General features: G+C 73.1%; 20 protein-coding genes. 7 read left to right on the top strand and 13 right to left on the bottom strand.

The annotated features are described in order from the left end of the window. Nucleotides 1–3 precede the first annotated feature (3 nt). Together FH609_RS06590 and FH609_RS06585 are read right to left on the bottom strand one after the other, a co-directional pair. Nucleotides 4–831 carry a phosphoenolpyruvate hydrolase family protein gene (locus tag FH609_RS06590; protein WP_139666223.1) on the bottom strand — a complete coding sequence of 276 codons (828 nt, stop codon included), beginning with the start codon at nucleotides 829–831 and terminating at the stop codon, nucleotides 4–6. Between the two features lie 92 nt (nucleotides 832–923). Beyond that, the gene (locus FH609_RS06585; protein WP_139666222.1) at nucleotides 924–2174 is read right to left on the bottom strand and encodes a Tm-1-like ATP-binding domain-containing protein; all 1251 of its coding nucleotides are present in this window, start codon (nucleotides 2172–2174) and stop codon (nucleotides 924–926) included. A 209-nt stretch (nucleotides 2175–2383) separates the two neighbouring features. Between FH609_RS06585 and FH609_RS06580 the strand changes: the two genes are divergently transcribed. Then, entirely contained in the window at nucleotides 2384–3610 is a 1227-nt protein-coding gene (locus tag FH609_RS06580; protein ID WP_226961448.1) for a S8 family peptidase, read from the top strand. A gap of 1184 nt (nucleotides 3611–4794) precedes the next feature. Here the strand turns inward: FH609_RS06580 and FH609_RS06575 are convergent. Genes FH609_RS06575 through FH609_RS06565 form a run of 3 tightly spaced genes read right to left on the bottom strand, consistent with a single transcriptional unit; the run spans nucleotide 4795 to nucleotide 7872 of the window. Next, nucleotides 4795–5730 (bottom strand): NAD-dependent epimerase/dehydratase family protein, encoded by a 936-nt coding sequence (locus FH609_RS06575; protein ID WP_139666220.1) that lies wholly within the window; start codon nucleotides 5728–5730, stop codon nucleotides 4795–4797. After that, on the bottom strand, nucleotides 5727–6350 hold the full coding sequence (locus FH609_RS06570) for a dTDP-4-dehydrorhamnose 3,5-epimerase family protein (protein ID WP_139666219.1): 624 nt from the start codon (nucleotides 6348–6350) through the stop codon (nucleotides 5727–5729). The genes FH609_RS06575 and FH609_RS06570 overlap by 4 nt, the downstream gene beginning before the upstream one ends. Before the next feature lie 4 nt (nucleotides 6351–6354). Next, nucleotides 6355–7872, bottom strand: coding sequence for an FAD-dependent monooxygenase (locus FH609_RS06565; protein WP_139666218.1), 1518 nt, complete (start codon nucleotides 7870–7872; stop codon nucleotides 6355–6357). Nucleotides 7873–8867: 995 nt separating this feature from the next. Between FH609_RS06565 and FH609_RS06560 the strand changes: the two genes are divergently transcribed. The 5 genes from FH609_RS06560 to FH609_RS06540 all read left to right on the top strand — a co-directional run bounded on the left by FH609_RS06560 (nucleotide 8868) and on the right by FH609_RS06540 (nucleotide 14076). Beyond that, a complete protein-coding gene (locus tag FH609_RS06560) occupies nucleotides 8868–10508 on the top strand; it encodes an FAD-dependent monooxygenase (protein ID WP_139666217.1) in 1641 nt (546 codons plus the stop codon). An 8-nt stretch (nucleotides 10509–10516) separates the two neighbouring features. Continuing rightward, complete coding sequence (locus FH609_RS06555; protein ID WP_139666216.1) at nucleotides 10517–11272, top strand: SDR family NAD(P)-dependent oxidoreductase; 756 nt, start codon at nucleotides 10517–10519, stop codon at nucleotides 11270–11272. Nucleotides 11273–11338: 66 nt separating this feature from the next. Further along, a complete protein-coding gene (locus tag FH609_RS06550) occupies nucleotides 11339–12268 on the top strand; it encodes an SRPBCC family protein (protein ID WP_139666215.1) in 930 nt (309 codons plus the stop codon). Further along, nucleotides 12261–13757, top strand: a complete 1497-nt coding sequence (locus FH609_RS06545) for a class I adenylate-forming enzyme family protein (RefSeq protein ID WP_139666214.1) — start codon at nucleotides 12261–12263, stop codon at nucleotides 13755–13757. The genes FH609_RS06550 and FH609_RS06545 overlap by 8 nt, the downstream gene beginning before the upstream one ends. A 34-nt stretch (nucleotides 13758–13791) precedes the next feature. After that, nucleotides 13792–14076 (top strand): antibiotic biosynthesis monooxygenase family protein, encoded by a 285-nt coding sequence (locus tag FH609_RS06540; RefSeq protein ID WP_139666213.1) that lies wholly within the window; start codon nucleotides 13792–13794, stop codon nucleotides 14074–14076. Between the two features lie 91 nt (nucleotides 14077–14167). Here the strand turns inward: FH609_RS06540 and FH609_RS06535 are convergent, their stop codons facing one another. From FH609_RS06535 to FH609_RS06515, 5 genes are all read right to left on the bottom strand, one after another. Continuing rightward, a complete protein-coding gene (locus FH609_RS06535) occupies nucleotides 14168–14623 on the bottom strand; it encodes a nuclear transport factor 2 family protein (protein WP_139666212.1) in 456 nt (151 codons plus the stop codon). A gap of 74 nt (nucleotides 14624–14697) precedes the next feature. Next, on the bottom strand, nucleotides 14698–15759 hold the full coding sequence (locus FH609_RS06530; RefSeq protein ID WP_139666211.1) for a methyltransferase: 1062 nt from the start codon (nucleotides 15757–15759) through the stop codon (nucleotides 14698–14700). Next, the gene (locus FH609_RS06525; RefSeq protein ID WP_139666210.1) at nucleotides 15756–16568 is read right to left on the bottom strand and encodes a cyclase family protein; all 813 of its coding nucleotides are present in this window, start codon (nucleotides 16566–16568) and stop codon (nucleotides 15756–15758) included. The genes FH609_RS06530 and FH609_RS06525 overlap by 4 nt, the downstream gene beginning before the upstream one ends. A gap of 7 nt (nucleotides 16569–16575) precedes the next feature. Next, entirely contained in the window at nucleotides 16576–17799 is a 1224-nt protein-coding gene (locus tag FH609_RS06520) for an FAD-dependent monooxygenase (RefSeq protein WP_139666209.1), read from the bottom strand. A 13-nt stretch (nucleotides 17800–17812) separates the two neighbouring features. Next, a complete protein-coding gene (locus FH609_RS06515; RefSeq protein ID WP_226961447.1) occupies nucleotides 17813–18592 on the bottom strand; it encodes an SDR family oxidoreductase in 780 nt (259 codons plus the stop codon). A 1908-nt stretch (nucleotides 18593–20500) separates the two neighbouring features. Here FH609_RS06515 and FH609_RS06505 point away from each other — a divergent pair. Further along, the gene (locus FH609_RS06505; protein ID WP_139666206.1) at nucleotides 20501–21529 is read left to right on the top strand and encodes a methyltransferase; all 1029 of its coding nucleotides are present in this window, start codon (nucleotides 20501–20503) and stop codon (nucleotides 21527–21529) included. Nucleotides 21530–21642: 113 nt separating this feature from the next. Here FH609_RS06505 and FH609_RS06500 read toward each other — a convergent pair whose 3' ends face one another. The 3 genes from FH609_RS06500 to FH609_RS06490 form a co-directional block, all read right to left on the bottom strand. Further along, nucleotides 21643–22467, bottom strand: coding sequence for an AfsR/SARP family transcriptional regulator (locus FH609_RS06500; RefSeq protein ID WP_226961446.1), 825 nt, complete (start codon nucleotides 22465–22467; stop codon nucleotides 21643–21645). Between the two features lie 233 nt (nucleotides 22468–22700). Then, the gene (gene rfbB / locus FH609_RS06495) at nucleotides 22701–23654 is read right to left on the bottom strand and encodes a dTDP-glucose 4,6-dehydratase (RefSeq protein WP_139666204.1); all 954 of its coding nucleotides are present in this window, start codon (nucleotides 23652–23654) and stop codon (nucleotides 22701–22703) included. Continuing rightward, the gene (locus tag FH609_RS06490) at nucleotides 23651–24715 is read right to left on the bottom strand and encodes a glucose-1-phosphate thymidylyltransferase (RefSeq protein ID WP_139666203.1); all 1065 of its coding nucleotides are present in this window, start codon (nucleotides 24713–24715) and stop codon (nucleotides 23651–23653) included. Before FH609_RS06490 ends, rfbB begins: the two co-directional genes overlap by 4 nt. Between the last annotated feature and the right edge of the window lie 76 nt (nucleotides 24716–24791).

Genomic DNA, 24791 nt, shown 5'->3' with positions numbered 1-24791 from the left:
CGTTCAGCGGTGCAGCGGCAGGGACTTGAACTCCTCCGTCCGGCGGCGGATCGCGACCTCGGTCGGGAGCCGTTCGATCGAGCTGGCGCCGAAGAAGCCGACGACGCCCGTGGTGCGCTCCCACACCCGGCGCGCGTCCTCGGGCTCGGCGATGGGGCCGCCGTGGCACAGCACCAGGATGTCCGGGTTGACGGCGACGGCGGCGTCGCGCATCGCCTGAATCCGTTCGACGCACTCGTCGAGGCCGAGCGCGGTGGCGGCGCCGATGGTGCCCTTGGTGGTGAGCCCGAGGTGCGGCACCAGCACGTCGGCGCCGGCCCGCGCCATGGCCGTGGCCTGGTCGGCGTCGAAGACGTAGGGCGCGGTCAGCAGGCCGCGCCGGTGGGCCGTCGCGATCATCTCGATCTCCAGGTCGAAGCCCATGCCGGTCTCCTCCAGGTTCTGCCGGAAGACCCCGTCGATGAGCCCGACGGTGGGGAAGTTCTGCACCCCGACGAAGCCGGCCGCCGCGATCCGGTCCAGGAACCGGCCCATCACGCGGAACGGGTCGGTCCCGTTGACGCCGGCCAGCACCGGGGTGTCGCGGACGACGGGCAGCACCTCGTCGGCCATCTCCAGCACGATGGCGTTGGCGTCGCCGTAGGCGAGCATCCCGGCGAGCGAGCCCCGGCCGGCCATCCGGTAGCGGCCGGAGTTGTAGATGATGAGCAGGTCGATGCCGCCGGCCTCGGCCGACTTGGCGGAGATGCCGGTGCCGGCTCCCCCGCCGATGATCGGCCGGCCGGCGGCGACGGTGGCACGCAGCCGGGCCAGCGCGGTGTCGCGGTCCATGGCGCTTCTCGCTCCTTCGGTGGTGGGTGACGTCGGGTGGGAACGGGCGCGGCCGGGTGTCAACGGGGCCGCCGGCGCGGCGCGTTCACCGTTCACCGTTGACCGTTCCCCGTTGGCCGTTGGCCGTTCGCCGTGATCATCCGGTGCAGGCGGCGGGCGGCGTCGCGGCCGAAGCCGGGGTCGTTGAGGTGCGCGTCCACCTCGACGCGCGCCACCGGCGAGCCGGCCAGCGCCTCGCGCAGCGCGGCGAACAGGGCGCGGTCCGCGTCCGGCGCGTGGAACGGGCCGCCCGGCACGTCGATCCCGCTGAGCCCGCGCAGCGGCACCAGCACCGCGACCGGCCCGGTGGCCGCCGCGAGCTTGGCGCCGAGCCGCCGCCCGAGTTCGGCGTTCTCCTCGGGCGTGGTGCGCATCAGCGTCACCGTCGGGTTGTGCACGAGGAACCTGCGGTCGTGGAACGCGGCCGGAACGCTCGCCCGTGGCCCGAAGTTGACCATGTCGAGCGCGCCCAGCGAGACCACCTGCGGGATGCCCCGGGCGCCCGCCGCCTCCAGCCGGCGCGGGCCCGCGCTGAGCACGCCGCCGACCAGTTCGTCGGCGAGTTCCGTCGTGGTCAGGTCCAGCACCCCGGCGAGCCGGCCGTCGGCGGCGAGCTTCTCCAGGGCGCGCCCGCCGGCGCCCGTCGCGTGGAAGACCAGCGGCTCGTAGCCGAGGTCGAGCAGCTCGGCGCGCGCCTCGTCCACGGCCGGGGTGGTCAGGCCGAACATGGACAGGGCCACCAACGGCCGTTCCCCGTCCGGCGGTTGGGCCTCGCGGGCGCGGTGCGCGAGCGCCATCGCCGCGACGGCCGCCGCCGCGTTGCCGAAGACCTGGCGGGAGACGGAGTTCACGCCGGCGACGTCGACCACCGCGTGCGTGATCGTCACATCGCTCTCCCCGACGTAGGGCGAGACGTCGCCGGAGGCCATCGTCGAGACCAGCAGCTTGGGCACGCCGACCGGCAGCGCACGCATCGCGCCGGCGGCGACCGAGGAGCCGCCGGAGCCGCCGACGGCGCAGGCGGCATCCAGCCGGCCCTCGGCGTGCAGGCGCGCGGCGACCACGGCGGCGCCCTCGGCCATCGCCGCCATCGCCGCGCCCCGGTCGCCCGCCGCGCGCAGCGCGGCCAGGTCGGTGCCGGCGGCCTCGGCGACCGCGCCGGCCGGCACGTCGGCCGCCGCGTCCGAGAACGTGCCGACGTCCACCGTCAGGACCTCGGCGCCGTGCGCGCGCACCCGTTCCGCGAGCCACGCGTACTCGGCTCCCTTGGTGTCCAGCGTGCCGATCAACACGACCGTGGCCATGCGCTCCGCCTCCCGCGCTCCTCGTCGAGCCGTCCGTTCCCAAGTCTGGCCGTATCGCGGCGAGTTCGCTGCCCCGGGGCGGGGTTGCCGTTTCGGTGGGCGGGGTTGCCGTTCGGTGGGCGGGGTTGCCGTTCGGTGGGCGGGGGCGGGAGGCTGGGTGCCACGCGTGTGGTTGTCATGACTGCGCCATGAACTTCGTGAGGAGTCCCGTGAAGGCAGTGAAGAGCCTCGCCACGCTCGCCGCCCTGCTCGGCCTCGCCGCCGCCGGCACCCTGCCGGCCGCCGAGGCGCGCGCCGCCGCGCCCCCGACCGGCACCGTTGTCAACGCCCACGCCCCGAACGCCGTGGGCGACAGCTACCTGGTCGTCCTCGCCGAAGGCGAGCGCGCCCCCGACCCCGGGCTGACCGCGCTGCCCGAGCGGCACGGCGCGACGGTGTTGGACACCTACCGGGACGCGCTGCGCGGCTACCACGTGCGCGCGACGCCGGAACAGGCCGCGCGGCTCGCCGGCGACCCGGCCGTCGCGCTCGTCGAACGGAACACCGCCGTCGAGGCGTCCGAACCGGCCCCCGACTCCCGGGCGTCGCGGCCCTTCGGGGTGCAACCCGACCCGCCGTCCTGCGGGTTGGACCGGATCGACCAGCCCGACCCACCGCTCGACGGCCAGTACCGCTACCCGGACTCGGCCGGCGAGGGCGTCGCCGTCTATGTCGTGGACACCGGAATCCGCTACACGCACCGGGACTTCGGCGGCCGGGCCGAGCCCGGCTTCGACGCGTCCGGCGGCGACGGCTCCGACGGCAACGGCCACGGCACGCATGTCGCGGGAACGGTCGGCGGCGAGGCGCACGGGGTCGCGAAACGGGCGCGGCTGGTGTCGGTGAAGGTGCTCGACGACGGCGGCGCCGGCACCATCGCCGACGTCGTGGCCGGCATCGACTGGCTGACGGGCGACGCGGAGGGCCGGCCGGCGGTGGCCGCGTTCGGCATCGGCGGCGGGCCCAGCCAGGTGCTCGACGACGCGCTGCTCCGGTCCATCGAGGCCGGCGTCACCTATGCCGTCGCGGCGGGCAACTCGGCGAGCGACGCCGGAGGTTACTCGCCCGGCCGGGTGCCGGAGGCCATCACCACCGCCACCGCGAGCTGCGACGACCGGGCGGCGGGCTCCGCCAACCACGGCCCGGCGGTCGACCTCTACGCGCCGGGCGTGGACATCGTCTCCACCTGGCACACCTCCGACACCGCGACCGCGACGCTCTCCGGGTCCACCTCGGCCGCCGCACATGTCGCGGGCGTGGCCGCGCTCTACCTCGCCGACGAGCCGGCGGCGGGGCCGGCCGACGTCTGGACGGCGATTCAGGCTGCCGCCGTGGCGGACCGGCTGCGGGATGTTCCGCCGGGGACGGCCAACCTGCTGCTCCAGGTGGTTGGTTGACGCGGGGGGATTGGGGTGGAGGAGTGCGGGTGCGGGTGGTGGGTGGGTGCGGGGTTTGTCTGCGGGCCGGTGGCCGGTGCGGGGCAGCCCGACTGATCGTTTGGTTCGTTGACGAGACTCTGGGGTGGGGTTGGGGCTCTGGCGCGGGCTACGACGCCTGGCCTACATGGCGCACGATCGGCCGGGTGCGGGCGTAACGAATGCCGGCAGGAGGCTGGCTGGGAAGGGGGGCGCGGCTTCCGGGAGGTGGAGTTCGTTGCCGAACGGGGGTCAGCTCTGGCGACCGTGCCCCACGGGCGCAGGGACCGCGCGGAGTTCGGGGGTCGGCCGGCGGCTGGGGGCGTGCGTGGCGCGCACCGGCTTCGCCGGCCTGCCCCGGCATGTCGCCCGTCTCGAACGTGACCGATCGTCGGGCGACTCGCAGGCCAGTGCTAGTTCTGTGTTGAGCGAGCCGTGTACGAGGTGGCGGTCAACGACCACGCTGCCGCGCGAACATCGCCTGCCGGTGGAGTAGTCCGCACCTTGTCGACTTCCGGGCAGGGGGGTGGGGGGCCTCTTTCAATAGGTGCCCGTCTAGAGTTGAACGATCTGTTCACTTCTAAACGGGCACCTAGAAAAAAGGTCCCCCCACCCCCGCGCGCCCGCCTTCGGAAGTCGACGGCCCGCGGACTCCCAAGACGGCAGACTATGTTCGCGCGGCAGCGTGGTCATTGACCGTTGCCCCGTCATGCCGGCGGAGTGGAGCGGCGGGAGCCGACCCCTCCAGTCGCCCGACGATCGGTCACGTCCGAGACGGACGACATGCCGGGGCAGGCCGGCGAAGCCGGTGCGCGCCACGCACGCCCCCAGCGGCCAACCGACCCTCGAACAAGCCGCAGTCCCTGCGCCCGGAGGGCACGGTCGCCATCACCCACCACCCCTGGCGGCAACGAACTCCACCTCCCGGAAGCCGCGCCCCCCTCCCAGCCAGCCTCCTGCCGGTATTCGTTACGCCCGCACCCGGCCGATCGTGTGCCATCTAGGCCCGGCGTCGTGGCCCGCGCCAGAACCCCAACCACACCGCAGAGTCTCGTCAACCAACAGAACGACCAGTCGGGCTGCCCCGCACCGGCCACCGGCCCGCAGACAAACCCCGCACCCGGCCCCGGCCCCGCCCCCCGGCCCAGAAACCTCGCGGCCAGCGCTCAGCGAGGCTGGAGCGTCGCCGCGCGGACGCTGTTCCAGAGGGCGCGCATGGACGCGTCGGGGTCGTGCCGAGGGCGCCAGCCCAACAGGCGGCGGGCGCGGCCGTTGTCGACCCTGATCCAGTCGCCGCCCCGGCTGGCCACGGACCCGGCCCGCGTCAGCACGGACTCGGGCGGCCGGCCGGAGGCGCGCACCAGGGCGTCGACCAGGTCGGCGATGGGGCGCGCCTCGCCGCTGCCGAGGTTGAGAACGCCGTGCCCGACGGGCGCGGCGGCCGCGCGCACCACGGCGTCGGCCGCGTCCCGGGAGTCGAGGTAGTCGCGGTGCGCGTCGGCGACGGTCAGTTCGATGGTGTCGGGCTCGTCGCGCAGCCGCGCGGCGAGGGAGCCGAAGAAGCTCTCCTCGGCCGGCTCGGGCCCGATGGTGTTGGTCAGCCGCAGCACGGTGGCGTCCACGGTGCCGGCGGCCGACGCCGCGAGGATCTGGGTTGCGGCGGTCAACTTGGACTGCGGATAAGGCTGTTGCGGCCTGGGCGGCACGGTCTCGTCGATGGAGGTGCCGTGCGGCACTGGCCCGTACTCGTGGATGGTGCCCAGGTGCACCAGCCGGGGCGGCGCGGGCAGGCAGGCCAGGGCGCCCAACAGGCGTTCGACGACGGTGACGTTGGTGCTGTGCAGGTCGTCGCCCCAGCCGAGGGTGGCGTTGACGACGGCCTCCGCCCGTTCCTCCACGAGGAGTTCGGCGAGCCGCCCGGCCGTCTCGCGGGCGGCGTCCAGCGTGCGGAGGCGGTCCGCGCCGGGCGGAGCCGGCCCGCGCCGGGCGACGGCCGTGACCCCGGTGCCCTGGTCGGCGAACGCGCGGGTGATGCGCCGCCCCATGCAGCCGGTGGCGCCCAGCACCACGACCCGGCGCGGCGGCGGGCCGAAGCCGCTCACCGGGGCGCGCCCGAGAGGCCCGGGTGGTCCGGCGGCAGCGGCCACTGGCGGCAGTCGGCATAGCGGGGCAACATGCCGCTCGCCTCGGCCTCGGCCAACGAGACGGCCTTGGTGTCCCGTTCGGACATCAGCGGGGTGAGGTCGGCGGGCCAGGGCAGCCCGAGCGCCGGGTCGAGCGGGTCGATGGCCTGTTCCAGGTCGGACCGGTAGGCGCTGGTGACCAGGTAGGACATCACGGTGTCGTCCTCCAGCGCGAGGAACGCGTGGCCGACGCCGTCCGGGATGTAGACGGCGCGGAACGAGACGGCGTCCATCTCCACGACGTCGAACCGCCCGAACGTCGGGGAGCCGACCCGGATGTCCACGAGCGCGTCGAGGGCGCGGCCGCGCGCGCAGTACACGTACTTGGCCTGCCCGGGCGGCGTCGTGGTGAAGTGCAGCCCGCGCAGCACGCCGCGCGCGGAGCGGCTGTGGTTGGTCTGGGCGGTCGGGAACGGCTCGCCGACGGCCGCCAGGAAGGCGTCCTCCTGGAGCGGCGAGACGAACAGTCCCCGTTCGTCCTCGTGGATGTTCGGGGTGAACTCGAAGCCGCCGAGGACGGCGAGTGGCCTGGTCTTCATGGGGTCACCCGTTCCTTGAGGTCGGGGGTCGGGGCGTGCCGGTGGGGGCGGGGTCGCCGAACCAGCGGCGCAGGGCGTCGGTCAGGTCGGCGAGAACGTCGTCGGCCGGGGTGTCGTCGCCCGGGTCGACCCAGGCGACATGGCCATCGGGCCGCAGCAGCAGCCCGGGCCCCTCGCCGGCGGGCACGGTGCCGACCCGCCCGCTGTGGCCCTCGGCCGCGCGGGCCACGCCGGGGCGCGTGTCGGGCACGAGCAGCGCGCCGCGCCCGGCGCGCAACAGGGCGCGCACGCCGTCGCCCGGTCCTGGCTTCAACGGCGGGCAGGGGCAGCCCAGCAGGTCGTGGGTGTAACGCCCCTCGGGCAGCTGGTAGCGGATGTCGAGGCCGGTGATCTCGTGCGCCAGCCGGGAGTTGACCTCCGGCATGGCGAGGAGTTCGGAGAAGACCTCGCGCAGCGGGTCCACCTTGGGGTCGGGCGACATCAGCAGGAGCTGCACCCGGGTCTCGCGCAGCACGCGCTCGGCGACGGGTCGCCGTTCCGCGCCGTAGCTGTCGAGCAGCCCGTCGGGCGCCCGGCCGGTGACGGTGGCGGCCAGCTTCCAGCCGAGGTTGACGGCGTCCTGGAGCCCGAGGTTGAGGCCCTGCGCGCCGATCGGGAAGTGGACGTGCGCGGCGTCGCCGGCCAGCAGGACCCGGCCGGAACGGTAGGTGTCGGCGAGGCGGGTGGTGTCGGTGAAGCGGGACAGCCAGCGCGGCCGGTCCATGTCGACGTCCAGGCCGCTGATCCGCCGGACGGTGGCGCGGAGTTCGTCGAGCGTGACCTCGCTGCGCGCGGTCGCCGGGTCCGGCGGGACGAACTCGGTGGTGAGGATGCGGGTCACGCCGGGCTGGAGGGAGATCGCCATCAACAGCCCGTGCGGGGTGCGCATGGTGCCGGGAACGCCGTTGGGCAGCTGGCTCGGGTCGGCCAGTTCGACGTCGGCGAGCAGGGCGCTGACCGTGGGGTCGGAGCCGGTGAAGCCGATGCCGGCGAGCTTCCGCACGGTGGACCGGCCGCCGTCGCAGCCGACCAGGTAGGAGGCGGTCAGCGAGTGCCGGCCCTCGTCGGTCTCGACCTCGCAGCGGACGCCGTCGCCGGTGTCCTCGACGGCGGTCACCGCGTGCCCGCGTCGGATGTCGACGCCCAACGCGCGGGTGTGCTCCTCAAGGAGCTGCTCGGTGCGGGCCTGCGGGATGAGGAGGGCGTAGGGGTGCTCGTTGCGGAGATGACCGAAGTCCAGCAGGGGTTCGAGGCCGGCGAAGTGCGCCTTGGGCCAGGTGCGGTTGCCGTCGGTGAAGCGGTCGAGGAGGCCGCGCTGGTCGAGCACGTCCAGCATCCTGGCCTGCATCCGGAACGCCCGGGAGTGGCCGCTGGGTTCCTTCAGCCGCTCCAGGACGACCACGCGGGCCCCTCCGGTCCGCAGCTCGGCCGCCAACATCAGGCCGACCGGTCCGCCTCCCACCACGAGGACGTCGGTGTCCATGCACGCTCCTTCTTTTCGGCCCGCCCCGTCGGCTGACGTTCGCTTGCACTCTGCGGCTGGTCCCCCAGCCGGGTTGTTCTCTAGCTCGGCCGGTTGCCTCCGGCGGCTAGGCCGCTGGCGGCTTGCCGCCGACCCCGCCGCCTACCGGCGGTTGCCCACCGGCCGCTTGCCTCCGGCGGTTGGGCCCGCAGGCCCGTACCGAACGACCGGCTCCCGCCGGCGTGTTGCCTACCGGCGGTTACGCCGCCGGCCCGTTCCGTCGACCAGTTCGCACCGGCCTGCTGCCTACCGGCGGTTACCCACCGGCCTGTTGCCACCGGCGGTTACCCACCGGCCCGTTCCCATCGGCCAGCTCGCACCGGCCTGTTGCCGTCGGCCGGCGCTTCGCCGGCCGTTCCTGCTCGGCGCGCTCACCACCGGCTCGTTCCCAACAGCCGTCGCCCGCCTGCCTGTTCCTCTTCGGCCGGCACTCACCGGACCGTTCCTGCCAACCGACTCACGCCGTCCCCTTGCCCACCGGCGGTCACCCGCCGGTCCGTTCCGTCGGCCGGCGCTTCACCGGCCTGTTGCCTACCGGCCGTTACCTGCCGGCCTCTTGCCACCGGCGGTCACCCGCCGGCCCGTTGCCGCCGCAGGCACCCGCCGCCGGCAGGCGCCCGCCCGTTCAGGCAACTCGCGTCGCCTGAACGCGCGTTCAGACCCGCCCCGGGCGGGTCCCGAGGCCCGCCGCCCGGCGGCTCCGGCGGCGGTCGCCCGCCGTTCGCCCAGCGAACGGCGGCGTCCCGCCGCCTCCAGGGGTCACGCCGCGCGGCCAGCGCTTCGCCCAGCCTGGTGGCAGGCCCTCAAGCCCTGGTGGAGGGCGCGTTGATCTTCGCGAACACGGCATCCACCACGGATTGAGGCGGACTCCAGCGCGGTGCCCGACGGTGTGCGGACACCCAGCCCACCCACCGCGCCACCCCTGGAGGGCACGGCCGACGGCAGCAGAGGTTGAGATGTCAGTGACGAGAGGCTCGAACGTCCCCGAGGTCCTGGTGGCCGGCGCAGGCCCGGTCGGGCTCGCCATGGCCCATGAACTCGCCCGCCGCGGAATCCCGCTGCGGTTGATCGACGCGAAGAGCGAACCCGCCACCACCAGCCGGGCGATCGCGACCCATCCGCGCACGCTGGAGGCGTATGACCAGATGGGTGTCATCGAGGAGATGTTGAAGCGGGGTCGGGAGATCCGCGCGTTCACGCTCTTCCAGGACGGCCGCCGGCTCGCCCGGCTGGACGCCGACTACTCGACGATGCCGACGCGTTTCCCGTTCACCCTGGCCATCGAGCAGACCGCCACCGAGGAGGTCTTCCGCAACGCGCTCGCCGACCTGGGCGTGAAGGTGGAGTGGGGCGTGAAGCTGACGGACGTCGCGCCCGACGCCGAGGGCGTGAGCGTGGAGTTGGAACACGCCGACGGGCACAAGGAGTCGACGCGGGTGCCGTGGCTGGTCGGCTGCGACGGCGGCCACAGCACGGTCCGCAAGAAGCTGGAGCTGAAGCTGATCGGCGAGGAGAACCAGACCTGGCTGCTGGCCGACGCGCCGCTTACGAGCGAGCTGCCGCCGAACAGCATCTACTGGGTCCGCGCCAAGGGCGGCACGATGATGGCCGTGCCGCTGGCCGACGACCGGTGGCGGCTGCTGGACACCGCCGAGACGGACTACGACGGCGACCCGTTGGCGCTCGCGGCCCGCTTCGAGCGGAAGCTCACCCAGGGCCTCGGCCACCAGGTGCGGGTCGGCACCCCGACGTGGGTGTCGCGGTTCACCGCGCAGCAGCGGATGGTGCCCCGGATGCGGTCCGGGCGGGCCCTGGTCGCCGGGGACGCCGCGCATGTGCACAGCCCGGCCTCCGGGCAGGGCATGAACACCGGCGTCCAGGAGGCCGTCAACCTGGCGTGGAAGCTGACCATGGTGATCGAGGGCCACGCCCGCGAGGAGCTGCTGGACAGCTACGCCGACGAGCGGGTCCCGGTGGGCGAGGCGCTGCTGGAGTCCACCAAGAAGGCGACGCAGATGATCGAGCTGCGCAGCAGGTTCACCGACCTGGCGCTGCCGGTGATCTTCGGCGTGGTCAGCCGGGTCGCGCCGATCCGGAAGCGGATGCAGCGGGAGATGCTCGGCGGGATGTCGGGCCTGCTGCTGTCGTACGCGGAGCGCGAGTTGACCGCGAAGGAGCCGTTCCGTGGCGCGGGCCCCGCGCCCGGGACCCGGGTCACCGAGGTGGACGAGGGCGACCTGACGGGCACCGGCTGGCCGGTGCTGCTGGACGCGCTGCGCCGGCCCGGCTGGCTGCTGATCACCCGGGCGACGCCGGGCGAGGCCGCGCAGGCCGACGCGCTCGACTGGGTGCGCCGCGAACACGGCGGCTGGCTGACCCCGTTGACCGTCACGGACACGCCACTGGTCGACGGCGAGGGCACGGTGCCGGACGCCGACGGGCGGGTCTCCGCCCGGCTCGGACTGAAGCCCGGCGGCTGGCTGCTGGTGCGGCCGGACGCCTATCTGCTGGCGCGCGGCGACTCCCTCAGCCGGCAGGCGCTGGCCGGCGCGCTCCAGCGGCTCCCGCTGACCGGCGCGGCCGCCGGCGCGCGCTAGGGGCCGGCGTGGATCTCGGACTTCGGGACCGGGTCGCCGTCGTCACCGGGGGAACCGGTGGCATCGGCGAGGCCACGGTGCGCGCGTTCGCCGCCGAGGGCGCCCGGGTGGTGCTGACCTACCGGGCCGCCGCCGGGCGGGCCGCCGAGCTGGTGGACCAGCTCGGCGGCCCCGAGCGGGCCCTCGCGGTGCGCTACGACCTGGCCGACGCGGAGTCGGTCGAGGCGCTGGTGCCCGCCGTCGAGAAGCACTTCGGCGCGGTGGACACGCTGGTCGCCAACGCCGTGCGGCGGCCCGAGCAGGGCCCGGGCGCCGACTTCGCGACGCTCGACCCGGCCGAGTGGTCCGCGCAGCTGCACCACAACCTGACCGCGACGATCCGCACCGTGCAGACCGCGCTCCCCGGGATGCGGACGCGCGGCCACGGCCGGATCGGGTTGATCTCCTCGCACCTGGCCACCAAGGGAGAGGCCGGGCAGGAGATCTACACCGCGGCGAAGTCCGCGTTGCACGGCTTCGCGTTGAGCCTGGCCCGCGCCGCCGGCCCGGACGGCGTGCTGGTCAACGTGGTCAGCCCCGGGCTGACCACCACCGAGGGGGCGCTGGGCTTCCTGCCGCCGGCCGTCCTGGCGAAGGCCGCGTCGGCGATGCCGACCGGCCGGCTGGGCAGCCCGGAGGAGGTCGCCAGGGCCGTCGTCTTCTACTGCTCCCCCGCCAACGAGAACATCACCGGCGAACTGGTCTCGCTGACCGGCCGTGGGTGAACACCCCGCATTCGCCTGCCCGTTCAGGCTCGGGCAGCGCCCGCACTCACCGTGGAAGGAACACCAGTGGTCACCAGCCAAGCCCCCGTGGGCGAGTCCGTCACCGTCGACGCCCCCGCGAAGGTCGTCCTCGATCTGATCGCCGACCCCGACCCGTTGCACTACCTGGCGCCCTCGGTCGTCTCCGCCGAGCGGCAGTCGGACGGTGAGGGCAAGGACACGGTCACCCTCTGGTCCGTCACCGAGGACGAGGAGGTGTGGTCCCGCACCCAGCAGCGGGTGTTCGAGGCGGACGGCTCGAAGGTCACCTTCACCGACACGAAGGAGTCCTCGCTGGCCGGGCTCACCGGCACCTGGACGGTGCGCGCGCTGGACGGCGAGCGCACCGAGCTGAGCCTCACCCAGGACACCTCGGGGCTGGCCGACGCCGGCGCCGCCGGGCGGGCCGAGGAGGCCCGGCAGGTGCTGCTGGCGACGGTGGCCGACGCGGCGGCCCGCCGGCAGGAACTGTCCGACCTGGTGGTCGACTTCCGCGACCCGCTGTTCGTCGGCGGCGCCGCCGAGGACGCCTACCAGATCCTCTACGAGGCCGACCGCTGGCCGGAGCGGCTGGAGCACGTCTCCCGGATCGACCTCAAGGAGGACGTGCCGAACATCCAGTTCTTCGACATGGACACCACCACCTCGGACGGGAAGCCGCACACCACCCGTTCGGTCCGGATCTGCTTCCCGCACCGGAAGATCGTCTACAAGCAGATCGGGCTGCCGGCGCTGCTCGACGCGCACACCGGGCACTGGCTGTTCACGCCGACCCGCGAGGGCCTGATCGTGGAGTCGCGGCACGTGGCGGTCATCAAGCCGTCGGCGCTGCCGGTGCTGGGCGAGGGCACCACCGTCGAGGACGCCCGCCGCTATCTGCGCCGGGTGCTGAGCACCAACTCGATGACCAACCTGCGGCTGTCGAAGACGTACGCGGAGGAGCGCGCCCGTGCGTGACCCGGTGTCACGGCTGGACGACCTGCCTCGGATCGCCGCCCGGAACCACCCGGACCGGGTGGCGGTCCGCACCGACCGGGGTGAGTCGCTCACCTTCGGCGAGCTGGAACGGCGGGTGGACGCCTGCGCGGCGCGGATCGCGGCGCTGACGGAGGGTCCGGGGACGGTGGTGGCGCTGACCTCGGCGCTGCACCCGGACTTCGTCGTCGCCTACTACGGCGCGCTGCGCGCCGGGCGGGTCGTGGTGCCGGTCAACCCGATGCTGCGCGCCGAGGGGTTGGCCCGGCTGGTCGCGGCCTCGGGCGCGGCGCTGGTGCTGACCGTTCCGGAGATCGCGGAGCGGCTCGACACCGAGGTGCCGGCCCTCGACCTGGCGGATTCCAGTCTGAACGACCTCAGCCTGATCGAGGGCCGGCCGGCGGACCGCGTTCCCGTGGAGCCGGGCGACGTCGCCTGCGTGCACTTCACCAGCGGCACCACGGGCGCGCCCAAGGGCGTCTGCCAGACGCACCACAACCTGGCGGTGAACGCGGCCCAGACCGCGCACGCCCACGGGCTCGGGCCGGCGTCGGTGACGCTCAACCACCTGCCGACGTTCCACCCGATGCACCTCAACGCGGCGCTGTTCGTGGGCGCCGAGCAGGTGTTGGCGACCGACCCGGACCTGGCGGCGTCGCTGCGCACCGCCAACGAGGTGGGCGCGCACCGGTACTACAGCCTGCCGATGCGGCTGAGCCGGCTGGCCGCGCACCCGGAGCTGTCGGGGATGCGGCTGACCTCCGTGGAGGCGGTCTACTCGGGCGGCTCGGCGCTGCCGGTGGCGGCGGCGAGCCGGCTGTCGGAGCACTTCGGCATCCCGGTCCTCCAGGGCTACGGCCTGGCGGAGACCTCCCCGATGACGCACTGCGGCGACCGGTCGCGGCCCAAGCCGGGCTCCTGCGGCCCGTCGGTGCCGCTGACCGAGTGCCGGATCGTGGACCTGACGACGGGCAAGCCGGTGGGCACCGGCGAGCGCGGCGAGATCCAGGTGCGCGGGCCGCAGTTGATGAAGGGCTACCTGGGCGAGCCGGCCGGCGCGGCGTTCAACGCCGAGGGCTGGTTCGCCACCGGGGACGTGGGGCTGGTCGACGAGGACGGCGAGCTGTTCGTCGTGGACCGGCTCAAGGACGTCTTCAAGTGCGACAACGAGCTGGTCTCCCCGCAGGAGGTCGAGGGCGTGCTGCTGCGGCACCCCTCGGTCGTGGACTGCGTGGTCGTGGACCACCCGGACCCGTTCAGCGGGGCGGTGGCCGCCGCCCTGGTGGTGGCGCCGGGGGTGCCCGACCAGCCGGCGCTCGACGCGGTGGCCGCCGAGGTCAACGCCGAACTCCCCTACTACCAGCACATCCGGCACATCAGGGCGGTCCCCGAGATCGCCCGCTCGGGCGGCGGCAAGGTCCGCCGCCAGGAGCTGCGGCAGCACCTCGCGACGCTGCTGACCGCCGACTGACCCGTCAACACCCCACTCACGAAGGAGCCGTTCCATGGCCACGCTGATCAACAAGTTCACCGTCGTCGGCGACGTGGAGACCTTCCGCACGGCGCTCGCCCACGTCAGCGAGTACATGCAGGCGCAGCCCGGCTTCATCAGCCACGAGCTGTACCAGTCGCTGAGCAAGCCGGAGATCTTCGTCGAGACCGCCACCTGGGACCACGCGGACTCGCACAAGAAGGCCGTCAGCAGCGACGAGTTCCGCAACCGGGTCAAGGGCCTGGCCGGGCTGGCGAAGCCGGACGCCGACCTCTACCGCTCGGTCGACGACCACTGAGCGCGGGTCACACGACAGCAAGCCGGCGGCCCCGGGGCGAACTGCCCCGGGGCCGCCGGCCTTTGGTGTGCCTGCCGCCTGAGGAGAACCGTCAGACGGGCGCGGCCACGCCGTCCTTGGTGACGCGGCGGTGCTTCACCTTCAGCTCGCCGTCCTCGCGCACCAGCAGGTCCTCGCAGACGCAGCTCATCACCACGCGGGCCTCGCCGCCCAGCGGGGTGCCGACGATCAGCGCATAGCAGCGGACGCCGACCGTGCCGTCGTCGTTCTGGGTCACGTCGAGCATCCCGTGCCAGTGCCGGCGCACCTCGCCCTTCTCGACCAGCGCGGCATACGCGCCGGAAACGGCGGCGGTCAGCGCGGCCCGCCCGGTGACCGGCTCGGGCCGGTGCTCGGGCGCGAAGACGCCGTCCTCGGTGAACGTGAGCGCCCACTCGTCGGCCCGGCCGGCGTCGAGGAGCTGCATGTGGCGGGCGTAGAACTGCTGCACCTCGGAGTGCAGCACGACCCGCGCGAGGCTGTCGGCCTCGGGGAGGGTGTCGGTCATCAGATGGTCGCCTTCCTAGACGGGGTTCCTTGGGCGGGGTTCAGCCGGGTCCAGCGGGATGTTTCAGCGGGGGCTCAGCGGGGGGTGCACTCCAGGACGGCCCAGTCGCCGGCGGGCGGCTCGTTCTCCAGCGTGAAGCCGCCGGCGGCCAGCAGCGCGCGCCACTCCTCCAGGTTCCGCTCCTGGCCGCCCATGACGACCAGCATGTCCACGTCGAGGAACTTGGCGGTGTCCCAGGTGTTGAGGGGCGCGACGACCTGCTCCAGCACCAGCAGCCGGCCGCCGTCGTCGCCGATGGCGTCCCGCACGGCACGCAGAATCTCCACGGCCCGGTCGTCGGGCCAGTCGTGCAGCACGGTCTTCAGCAGGTAGGCGTCGGCGCCGGTGGGCAGCGGGTCGGCGAAGAAGTCGCCGCCGACGACCTTGACCCGGCCGGTCACGCCGCGCTCGTCGAGCAACTCGGCGGCGGTCGACGTCACTTCGGGCCGGTCGAAGAGGATGCCCTGGCTGTCGGGGTTGCGGCGCAGGATCTCGGAGAGGAAGTAGCCCCGGCCGCCGCCGATGTCGGCGAGGGTGCCGAAGCGGGAGAAGTCGTACCGTTCCAGGAACAGCGCGCCCAGCCGGCGGCTGATCGTCGTCATCGCGTCGTCGAAGACCTGCCCCGCGTCCTGGTCGCGCCGCAGGTGCTCCCAGAACGACATGCCGTTGGCCTCGTCGAAGCCGGGCCGGCCGGTGCGCACCGAGTGCAGGATCGAGCCGAACGCGCTCCAGAAGAACGCGGAGCCGTCCAGCAGCACCGCGTCCCGCACCCCGTCCGGCAGGTCGGTGCGCAGGCCCTCGGCGATCGGGGTGAGCCGGAAGCGGCGCCCGTCGACCTCCTCGAAGACGCCGAGCAGCGCGGCGCAGCGCAACAGCCGGTACAGCGCGGCCTCCTGGGCGCCGACGGCCCCGGCGAGGTCGGCGACCGTCCGGGGCCCGTCCACCAGCTGGTCGGCGATGCCCAGTTCGGCGAGCGCGTAGACGACGGCGGAGAACCGTTGCCCGTTGGCGAGCAGCATCAGCCGCTGCCGGTCGGAGATGTCGGGGCCCTGCGCGAACGAGTACGCGGCGGCCCCTTCCTGGGCGGTGTCGGTCATGCGGGGGACTCCTCGCGCGCGTCGGGCTCGTCGGGCTCGTCGATCAGGGCGACCGCGCGGGTCCAGCCGGCGCCGGCGCCGGCGATCTTCACGGGGAAGCAGGAGAGGGTGAAGCCGTCGCGCGGCAGCCGGTCGAGGTGGGCGAGCCGTTCGATCTGGCAGAACTCCCGGTCCCGGCCCGCGAAGTGCGCCGGCCACAGCACGGACCGGTCGCCGGTGTCCCGGTAGCGGGCCAGCATGTCGCCGAACGGGGCGTCCAGGCTGAACGCGTCGGTCCCGATGACCTTGACGCCCAGGTCGAGCAGCAGGTGGGTGGCCGGGCCGTCCAGCCCGGTGAAGTGCGTGAAGAACTTCTCCGTGCCGGCGTGCTGGTCCGCGCCCGTGTGCAGCAGCACGATGTCCAGCGGGTTCAACTCCCGGCCCAGCTGGTCCAGTTCGGACCTGATCCGGTCGGCCCCGACCGCGCCGGGCTCGGCGTCGGTCAGGTCGAGGACCACGGCGGGCCGGTGGAACCACTCCAGCGGCAGCTCGTCGATGGTGCGCGGCGGGCCCTCCCGGTACGAGGCGCGGGTGCCGTAGTGGGCGGGCGCGTCGATGTGGGTGCCGGTGTGGGTGGTGAGCGTCAGGGTGTCGATGGACAGCAGCTCGCCGTCGTCCAGCACCTCCGGGTCGAACTCGACGCCGAAGTGCTTGCTCATCTCCTCGGCCATGTGCCGGGCGCCCTCGGCGGGCGTGATCACCTCGTGGCTGAGGGTCTCCGGCTCCCAACCCTGCGCGTCGACGGGCGAGGAGAGGTCGATCATCCGCATCGTGGGGTCACTCCTTCCGGTCGGCGGTGAACAGGGAGTCGGCGACCCGGATGCCGGGCGCGCCGAACGCGACGCGGTCCGTGACCTTGGCGCCGATGGGGGTGCGCATCATCACGCGGGCCAACTTGGGCCGCAGGAACGTCGCCAGGCCGTCGGCGGAGAGCATCATCCGGCTCTGGATCGTCTGGAACTTCATGACCGCCTTGATGTGCGGGCGGCGGGTGTCCTCGAACTCCCGCAGCCGGCCGGCGCTCAGGTCCTTCTCCCGCAGCGCGGCCAGCAGCACCGGGTGCAGCAACACCGCGTCCTGGAGCGCCAGGTTGATGCCCTGCGCGCCCAGCGGCCCGTGGGTGTGCGCGGCGTCGCCGATCAGCACCAGGCCGTCGGCGGTCCAGCGTTCGGCGGTCGCGCCGAACACGTCCAGCAGCGACAGGTCGGCGAGGCTCTGAATCCCGGCGCGCACGTCGGTGACCACGTCGGGCGCGGCCGCCTCGATCCGGTCCCGCAGCGCGTCGATGCCCAGCGGCGCCAGCCGCTTCCACTCGCCCTTGGGCAGCGTCCAGCCCAGCTGGAGGGTGTCGGGGTGCGAGTCGTAGGCGATCATCGGGTTGCCGCCGGCGCGGTTGACCATCACCTCGCCCAGCGCCCGCTTGGCGGGCAGCCGGAACCACACCACGTCCTGGTCGAAGATGTCGTGCCGCTGGTGCTCGATGTTGGCGAGCCGGCGGATCTTCGAGTGCCGGCCGTCGGCGCCGACCACGCAGGAGGCGGTCACGGTGTGGCTGCCGTCGGCACCCTTGGCCGTAACGCCCACCACGGCGCCGTTCTCCTCCAGCAGCGAACCGGCCCGCGCCACCAGGTAGCGGAACCCGGGCAACTCCTCGCAGCGCTCGCGGAGTTCGGCCAGCAGGTGGGCCTGCGGCAGGCTCAGCAGGTAGTTGTGCGGGCCGCGCAGCCGCCCGTACTCGAACGCCATCAGCGTCTTGCCGCGCTCCACCAGCCGGAACCTGGCCAGCGGGTGGGAGCCACGGGCGGCGGCGCCCTTCAGGACGCCGATCTCGTCCAGGACGGCCAGGCCGCCCGGCTGGAGGATCTCGCCCCGGTACTCCCGGTCCAGGGTGGGGCTGCTCTCGACGACGGTGACCCGCACGCCGGAGCGCAACAGCAGCAGCGCCAGGGCCATGCCGGCCGGGCCGCCGCCGACCACACACACATCGGTGGCTTCTTCCATCACAGGACTCCCTTCAGGCCAGCAGACCCAGGCCGCCGTCCACCGGGATCACCTGACCGGTGATCCACTGGGCCTCCGGCAGACACAACAGGGCCACGGCGTCCGCGACCTCGCGCGGAGTGGCGGGCCGCCCGGCGGGGGTGCGGGCGGAGATGGCGCGGAGCGCCTCGGGCCGAACGGTGCCCGGGCCCTTGTCGAGCTTGGCGGCGGACACGGCGTTCACCGTGATGCCCTGCTTGGCCAACTCGACGGCGGCGAACCGGGTCAGGCTCTCCAGGGCGGCCTTGGCGACGCCGAGGCTGACCAGGTGCGGCGCGACGCCCTGGGCGACGCTGGCGGAGATCACCACGATCCGGCCGCCCTCCGGCATCAACTCGGCCGCCGAGCCGGCCGCCGAGGCCAACGGCACCAGGGCCGTCGCCAGGTCGGCCCGCATCTCGGCGGGGTCGATCGCCGGGACGGCCATCGGGTGGGCGGAGGCGGCGGAGTGCACCACGAAGTCGAGCCGGCCGTGCCGCTCCTTCGTCAGCCGCGCCAGCCGGGGCAGCTCGCCGGGGCGGCGGACATCGCCCTGCTCCGTGGAGACTGCGGCGGGCGCGCCCGCCAGCTCCTCCTCCAACTCGGCGGCGTGCTCAGCGGAGTTGACCCAGACGGCGAGGACATCGCAGCCGGAGACGGCAAGCTTCTCGGCGACGGCGCGGCCCACGCCCCGGGTGCCGCCGACGACCAGGGCGCTCTTGCCCTTCAACCCGGGCAGCGGCTGGGGGGCGGCGCGCGTTTGCGGTTCCGTCACGGTGATCTCTCCTCAACCATCGGGGGTGCGGGACGATGGGCCCGCCCTTCACCGTGGGCGAGGACGGTAGACGGGCTCTGGAGCGACAGCGGAAGCGGGCCGGAGGCCCGGGAGGGGCCCCAGGCCCTGGGGGCCTGGAGGCCCCGGGGGTGGCCGGGTGTTTTGGGAGTGACGGAACGGGCGGCGGCTTGGGGCGTTGAACGAACTGTTCACTTCCGGACGGGCAGCTGGAAGGAAGGGGCCCCTGGAATCAGCCGGGCGACCAGAACCACCGTCACCGGCCCCGGGTCACGCCCGAGACGGGCCCCCGCCGGGACCATCCCCGCGTGCGCGGGGAGCAGTTGCCGAGCCGGCGGGCGACCTCCCCCTGCGACGGACCATCCCCGCGTGCGCGGGGAGCAGGGCATTCCCTGGAGGGCCTGCGGCCACTGGCAGGGACCATCCCCGCGTGCGCGGGGAGCAGAGCAAATGACCTGGGGTTTTATCGGTGGGGTGGGCGGTTTTTACTTACTTTCGCGGAAACCGGCATCATGGACGAAAGCCCCTTTCCGGTGTGCCCAACTGCCTGACGGTGGCCACGATATCGGGGTGGGACGTTCGCCGGCGCCTCTGCCGGAGGCACGGTCCCGGCGCGTTGGAAGGCGAAGGCTGCGGGCCGGTGGCCGGTGCGGGGCAGCCCGACTGGTCGTTTGTTGGTCGACGAGTCGCGCCCACGGGGGTGGAGGCTCTGGCGCGGGCTACGACGCCGGGCCTAGATGGCGCACGATCGGCCGGGTGCGGGCGTAACGAATACCGGCAAGAGGCTGGCTGGGAAGGGGGGCGCGGCTTCCGGGAGGTGGGGTTCGTTGCCGCCAGGGGTGGTCGGGAGTGCGGTGTGTGCCCTCCGGGCGCGGGGACCGCGCCGAGTTCGGGGGTCGGCCGGCGGCTGGGGGCGTGCGTGGCGCGCACCGGCTTCGCCGGCCTGCCCCGGCATGTCGCCCGTCTCGGATGTGGCCGATCGTCGGGCGACTGAAGGGGGACGGGCCGCCGCCTCACCCCTGCTGGCAGGACGGGGCGGCGGTTAACGACTACGCTGCCGCGCGAACATCGCCTGCCGGTGGGGTAGTCCGCGCCTTGTCGGCTTCCGGGGAGGGGGGGTGGGGGTCTCTTTCTGTAGGTGCCCGTCTAGAGTTGAACGATCTGTTCACTTCTAAACGGGCACCTATAAAAAAGGTCCCCCCACCCCCCGCGCGCCCGCCTTCGGGAGTCGACGGCGCGCGGACTATCAAGACGGCAGACTATGTTCGCGCGGCAGCGTGGTCGTTGACCGAAGCCACCCATGACCGTCCGCTCCAACCAAACAACCGGCACCGTACCCGTGAGTCGCCCGACGATCGGTCACATCCGAGACGGGCGACATGCCGGGGCAGGCCGGCGAAGCCGGTGCGCGCCACGCACGCCCCCAGCGGCCAAACGGCCCCCGAACAAGCCGCAGTCCCTGCGCCCGTGGGGCACGGTCGCCATCACCCACCACCCCCGGCGGCAACGAACCCCACCTCCCGGAAGCCCCGCCCCCCCTCCCAGCCAGCCTCCTGCCGGTATTCGTTACGCCCGCACCCGGCCGATCGTGCGTCATCTAGGCCCGGCGTCGTGGCCCGCGCCACATCCCCAACCACACCGCAGAGTCTCGTTGTTCACCCACGACCAGTCGGGCTGCCCCGCACCGGCCACCGGCCCGCAGACAAACCCCGCACCCATCCTCTAGCGGCCGACACTCCGTTCCCGCCGGAGGCAACCCCGCCGGAGGCGGGAAGCAGGGTGGGTGGGTGGGGTCCCGCCACCCTGAAAGCCCAGCGGCAGCGCCCGGCGGCAGCGTACTTCGACCACCGATCCAGCCCCGTTCCAGCAGCCGCAACTACCTTCCCCCGCATGACGAATCCCGCTCTCGAAGCCGTGACCCAGCTCCGCAGGCTCGCTCTCGCCGCCGGCCACGCCGCAGCCCTCCGCGCCGCCGCCCAGCTCGGCGTCGCCGACGCCCTCGGCGACGAGGGCGCCACCGCCGCCGAGCTGGCCCGTTCCGTCAACGCCGACCCGGACGCGCTGGAGCGGCTGCTGCGCGCCCTCGCCTCGCAGGGCGTCTTCGCCGCCCGCGAGGACGGCGGCTACGCGCACACCCATGTGTCCCGGCTGCTGCGCACCGACACCCCGCGCAGCCTGCGCGACATGGTGCTGTGGGCGACCGAGCCGTGGACCTGGTCGGTGTGGCCGGGCCTCGGCGAGGCGGTGCGCAACGGCAAGGGCGGCTTCGCCGAGAAGCACGGGAAGGACTTCTTCACCTTCCTCTACGAGGATGCCCCGGAGTCGGCTGAGGTCTTCAACCGGGCGATGACGCAGGCCAGTCGGCTGTCCTCGGCGGCGATCGCCGACGCGCTGGCGCTCAAGGGCGACCAGACGGTGGTGGACGTGGCCGGCGGCCACGGGGACCTGCTGACGAAGATCCTGGAGGGCGACCCGACGGTGCGCGGCGCGCTGTTCGACCTGCCGGGCGCGCTGCCGGACTGTGACGCGCGGCTGCGTCCCGGCGGCGAGTTCGCCGACCGCGTCCAGCTGGTGGCCGGCGACTGCCGGGAGTCGGTGGGCGTCGAGGGGGACGTGTTCATCCTGAAGAACGTCCTGGAGTGGGACGACGCCTCCACCGTGGCGGCGCTGCGCAACGTGGCCGCCGCCACCCGCCCCGGCGGGCGGGTGGTCGTCATCGAGAACCTGGTGGACGGCAGCCCGGAGACGGGGTTCACCACGGCGATGGACCTGCTCCTGCTGCTCAACGTGGACGGCCGCAAGCATCTGCGGGAGAGCCTGCTGGGCCTGATGGCGGAGGCGGGGCTCACGGTGACCGACGTGCGGCCGGTGGGTCCCTACCTCCACCTGATCGACAGCCGCGCCGACGCCTCGGCGTAGCGCGGCTGTCGCGGGACGGACTGTCTCGGGGACGGGCAGTCTCGGGGACGGGTGATTCGGGGACGGGGATTGGGTGCCCGGGGCGAGGCGGTCGTTCGGCCTCGCTCCGGGCGTCAGCTCAGGTTGGTCAGGACGTCGGTGTCGGCGCGGTCCAGGATGGCCAGCGAGTCCGCCATCGGGTCGAAGCAGAGCATGGCCTGCTGGAGCCCCCTGATGCGCGGGGACGGTTCGAGTCCCAACTCACTGACGAGACGGCCGCGGTACTCGTGGAACGAGTCGAGCGCGGCGGACAGCCGACCGGAGCGGAACAGCGCCAGCATGTGCTTGACGCGGATGCTCTCGTGCAGCGGGTAGGTACCTACTAAAACGGTCAGCTCGCTCTGCATCTCCCGATGCCGGCCGAGCCTCAGGTTGGCCTCGATGTGCATCTCGGTGGCCGCCAGGCGGCTCTCCTCCAGCCCGCAGATCTGCGGGTAGAGCAGCGGCCCCGGGCGGATGTCGCTGAGCGGTGCGCCGCGCCACAGCTGGAGGGCGCGGGAGAGCAGCTGGTCAGCCTGCTCGTTGTCGCCGGTCTCCAGGCACTTCTGGCCCTGCCTCACCAGGGTCTCGTAGGCGCTGAGGTCGTGCTCGACCTCCTCCGCCTTCAGCAGGTAGCCGGGAACCCTGGTGACGAGGGTGTCCGGGTTGGAGTGGCTGTCCGCGCGTGACGAGATGTCACGGAACATGCGGCGTAGCTGTAGCACATAGGTCTGGAGCGTGGTGGCGGCGCTGCGGGGCGGGCGTTCGTCCCACAGCTCCTGGATGAGCGAGGCGGTCGACACCGCGCGACCCGGTTCCAGCATGAGCATCGCCAGAACACTTCGCGGCTTCGGCGCCGTCAGAATTCCCGCCACCTCGACGTCATTGATCGTCAAAGCACCGAGAACGCCGAATTTCATCATTGTTTCCCCCTACGGTCTAATGTTTCCGACTCCTCTTAAGCACTCATGTACACACACTGCTGGGCCGCGACGATACCACGGCCAGCAGGCAGAACCTCCGCTTATCCCGTGTTTATGTGAAGGAAAGTCGACACCCGTCGGCGGAATGCGGGATTCCGCGTTCTGGCGCTTGAGCGCCGTGTCACCCGGTCTTCCCCGAGGGGTTTACGGTGGTTTACTACGCCCGGTGACTACACGCGCCAGTCGGGGCGGTCCGCGTACCACTTGACCGTGGCGGCGAGGCCCTCCTCGAAGGGCACGCGGGGGGCGAACCCGAGGGCCCGCAGCTTGCTGTCGTCGAGGCTGTAGCGGCGGTCGTGGCCCTTGCGGTCGGCGACGTGCTCGATCGCGTCGTCGTCGCGGCCGCAGGCCCGCGCGAGGAGCGTGGCCAGCTCGCGGTTGGAGAGTTCGGCGGTGCCGGCGATGTGGTAGACCTCGCCCGGTTCGCCGCGCTCGGCGACGAGTTGGACGCCCCGGCAGTGGTCCTCGACGTGCACCCAGTCGCGCACGTTGCGGCCGTCCCCGTAGAGCGGGACCCTCCGCCCCGACAGCAGCCGGGAGATGAACAGCGGAATGACCTTCTCCGGGTACTGGCGTGGCCCGTAGTTGTTGCCACAGCGGGTGATCGACACCGGCAGGCCGTGGGTGACGGCGTAGGCACGGGCGATCAGGTCGCCGCCAGCCTTGGCCGCCGCGTACGGGGAGCGGGGCGCCAGCGGCGCGTCCTCGGCCCACGAGCCGGTCTCGATGCTGCCGTACACCTCGTCCGTCGAGACCTGGACGACGCGCGGGGTGCCGGCCTCCAGGCACGCCTGGAGGAGGGACTGCACCCCCAGCACGTTGGTGCGCATGAATTCCGCCGCGTCCGCAATGGAACGGTCCACGTGGGATTCCGCCGCGAAATTAATGACGACATCGTGCCCGGGCACGATGGCACGCATCAGTTCGATATCGCAGATATCGCCCCTGACAAGTTCACACGGAAGTCCGGCCAGATTCTCCGGATTTCCGGCATAGGTGATTTTGTCGAGAATCGTTACCTCGGCTCCCGCGAAGGCGGGATACTCGTCGGCGAGCACCGCCCGCACATAGTGTGAGCCGATGAATCCGGCACCGCCGGTGACGAGAATTCGCGGCGCGTTCATGACACCAGCCCCACTCTGCTGCCGTCGCCCAGGACGAGCTGGTGCCCGCCCGTGTCGGGCGTCGGGCGGGAGATCTCCACGTCCTGCCCGATGAGGGAGGACTCCAGGCCACGCACGCCGGCGATCGACGAGCGGGGCATCACGATCGAGTCCCGGATCGCGCTGCCGGAGATCCGGCAGCCCTCGCCGATCGAGGCGAACGGGCCGATGCGGGAGCCGGTCACGACCGCCCCCGGACCGATCACGGACGGGCCGATCACGGTCGACCCCGTCACGTCGGCCCCGGCCCCGATGACCACCGGGCCGCTGATCTCGCTGTCGTGGGTGGCTCCCTCGGTGGACCCCACCAGGGAGCGCAGCAGGTGGCGGTTCACCTCCAACACGTCGGCCACGGTGCCGGTGTCCTTCCAGTAACCCGTCAACACGTCGGCGGACACCCGGAGATCGCGGTCGATCAGCCACTGGATGGCGTCGGTGATCTCCAGCTCGCCGCGAGCCGAGGGCTCGATCTCGGCGATCGCCTTGTGGATGTCGGGCCCGAAGAGATAGACGCCGACCACGGCCAGGTCGCTCCGGGGAACGGCCGGCTTCTCCTGGAGGCCGACCACCCGCCCGTCGTCCCCGACCTCGGCCACGCCGAACCGGCGGGGGTCGGCGACCGGCGCCAACAGCAGCCGCGCGGCGGGGCGTTCGGCCCGGTAGCCGTCCACCATGGAGCGCAGCCCGCCCAGCACCAGGTTGTCGCCCAGGTACATGAGGAACTCGTCGTCCCCCAGGAAGTCCCCGGCGATCGACACCGCGTGGGCCAGGCCCAGCGGCTCCTCCTGCCACAGGTAGGTCACCCGCAGCCCGAAGCGCGAGCCGTCGCCCACCGCCTCCCGGATCTGCGCCCGGGTGCCGCCCACCACCATGCCGACCTCGTTCACCCCGGCGTCGGCGAGGGCCCGCAGGCCGTGGAAGAGGACGGGTTCGCCCGCGACCGGCACCAGCTGCTTGGCCATCGTGTGGGTGATGGGACGCAGGCGGGTCCCCGAACCCCCGGCCAACACGAGCGCCTTCACCGGTGACCTCCACGGGCGCGGTACGGAACGGACCGGCGGACGGCCGTCGCGCCGTGCCCGGCGGGGCCGGAGCCGG

It is taken from the genome of Streptomyces sp. 3MP-14, from assembly GCF_006334905.2.
GTDB lineage: Bacteria > Actinomycetota > Actinomycetes > Streptomycetales > Streptomycetaceae > Streptomyces > Streptomyces triticirhizae.
This window is presented reverse-complemented; position numbering and strand designations above follow the sequence as displayed.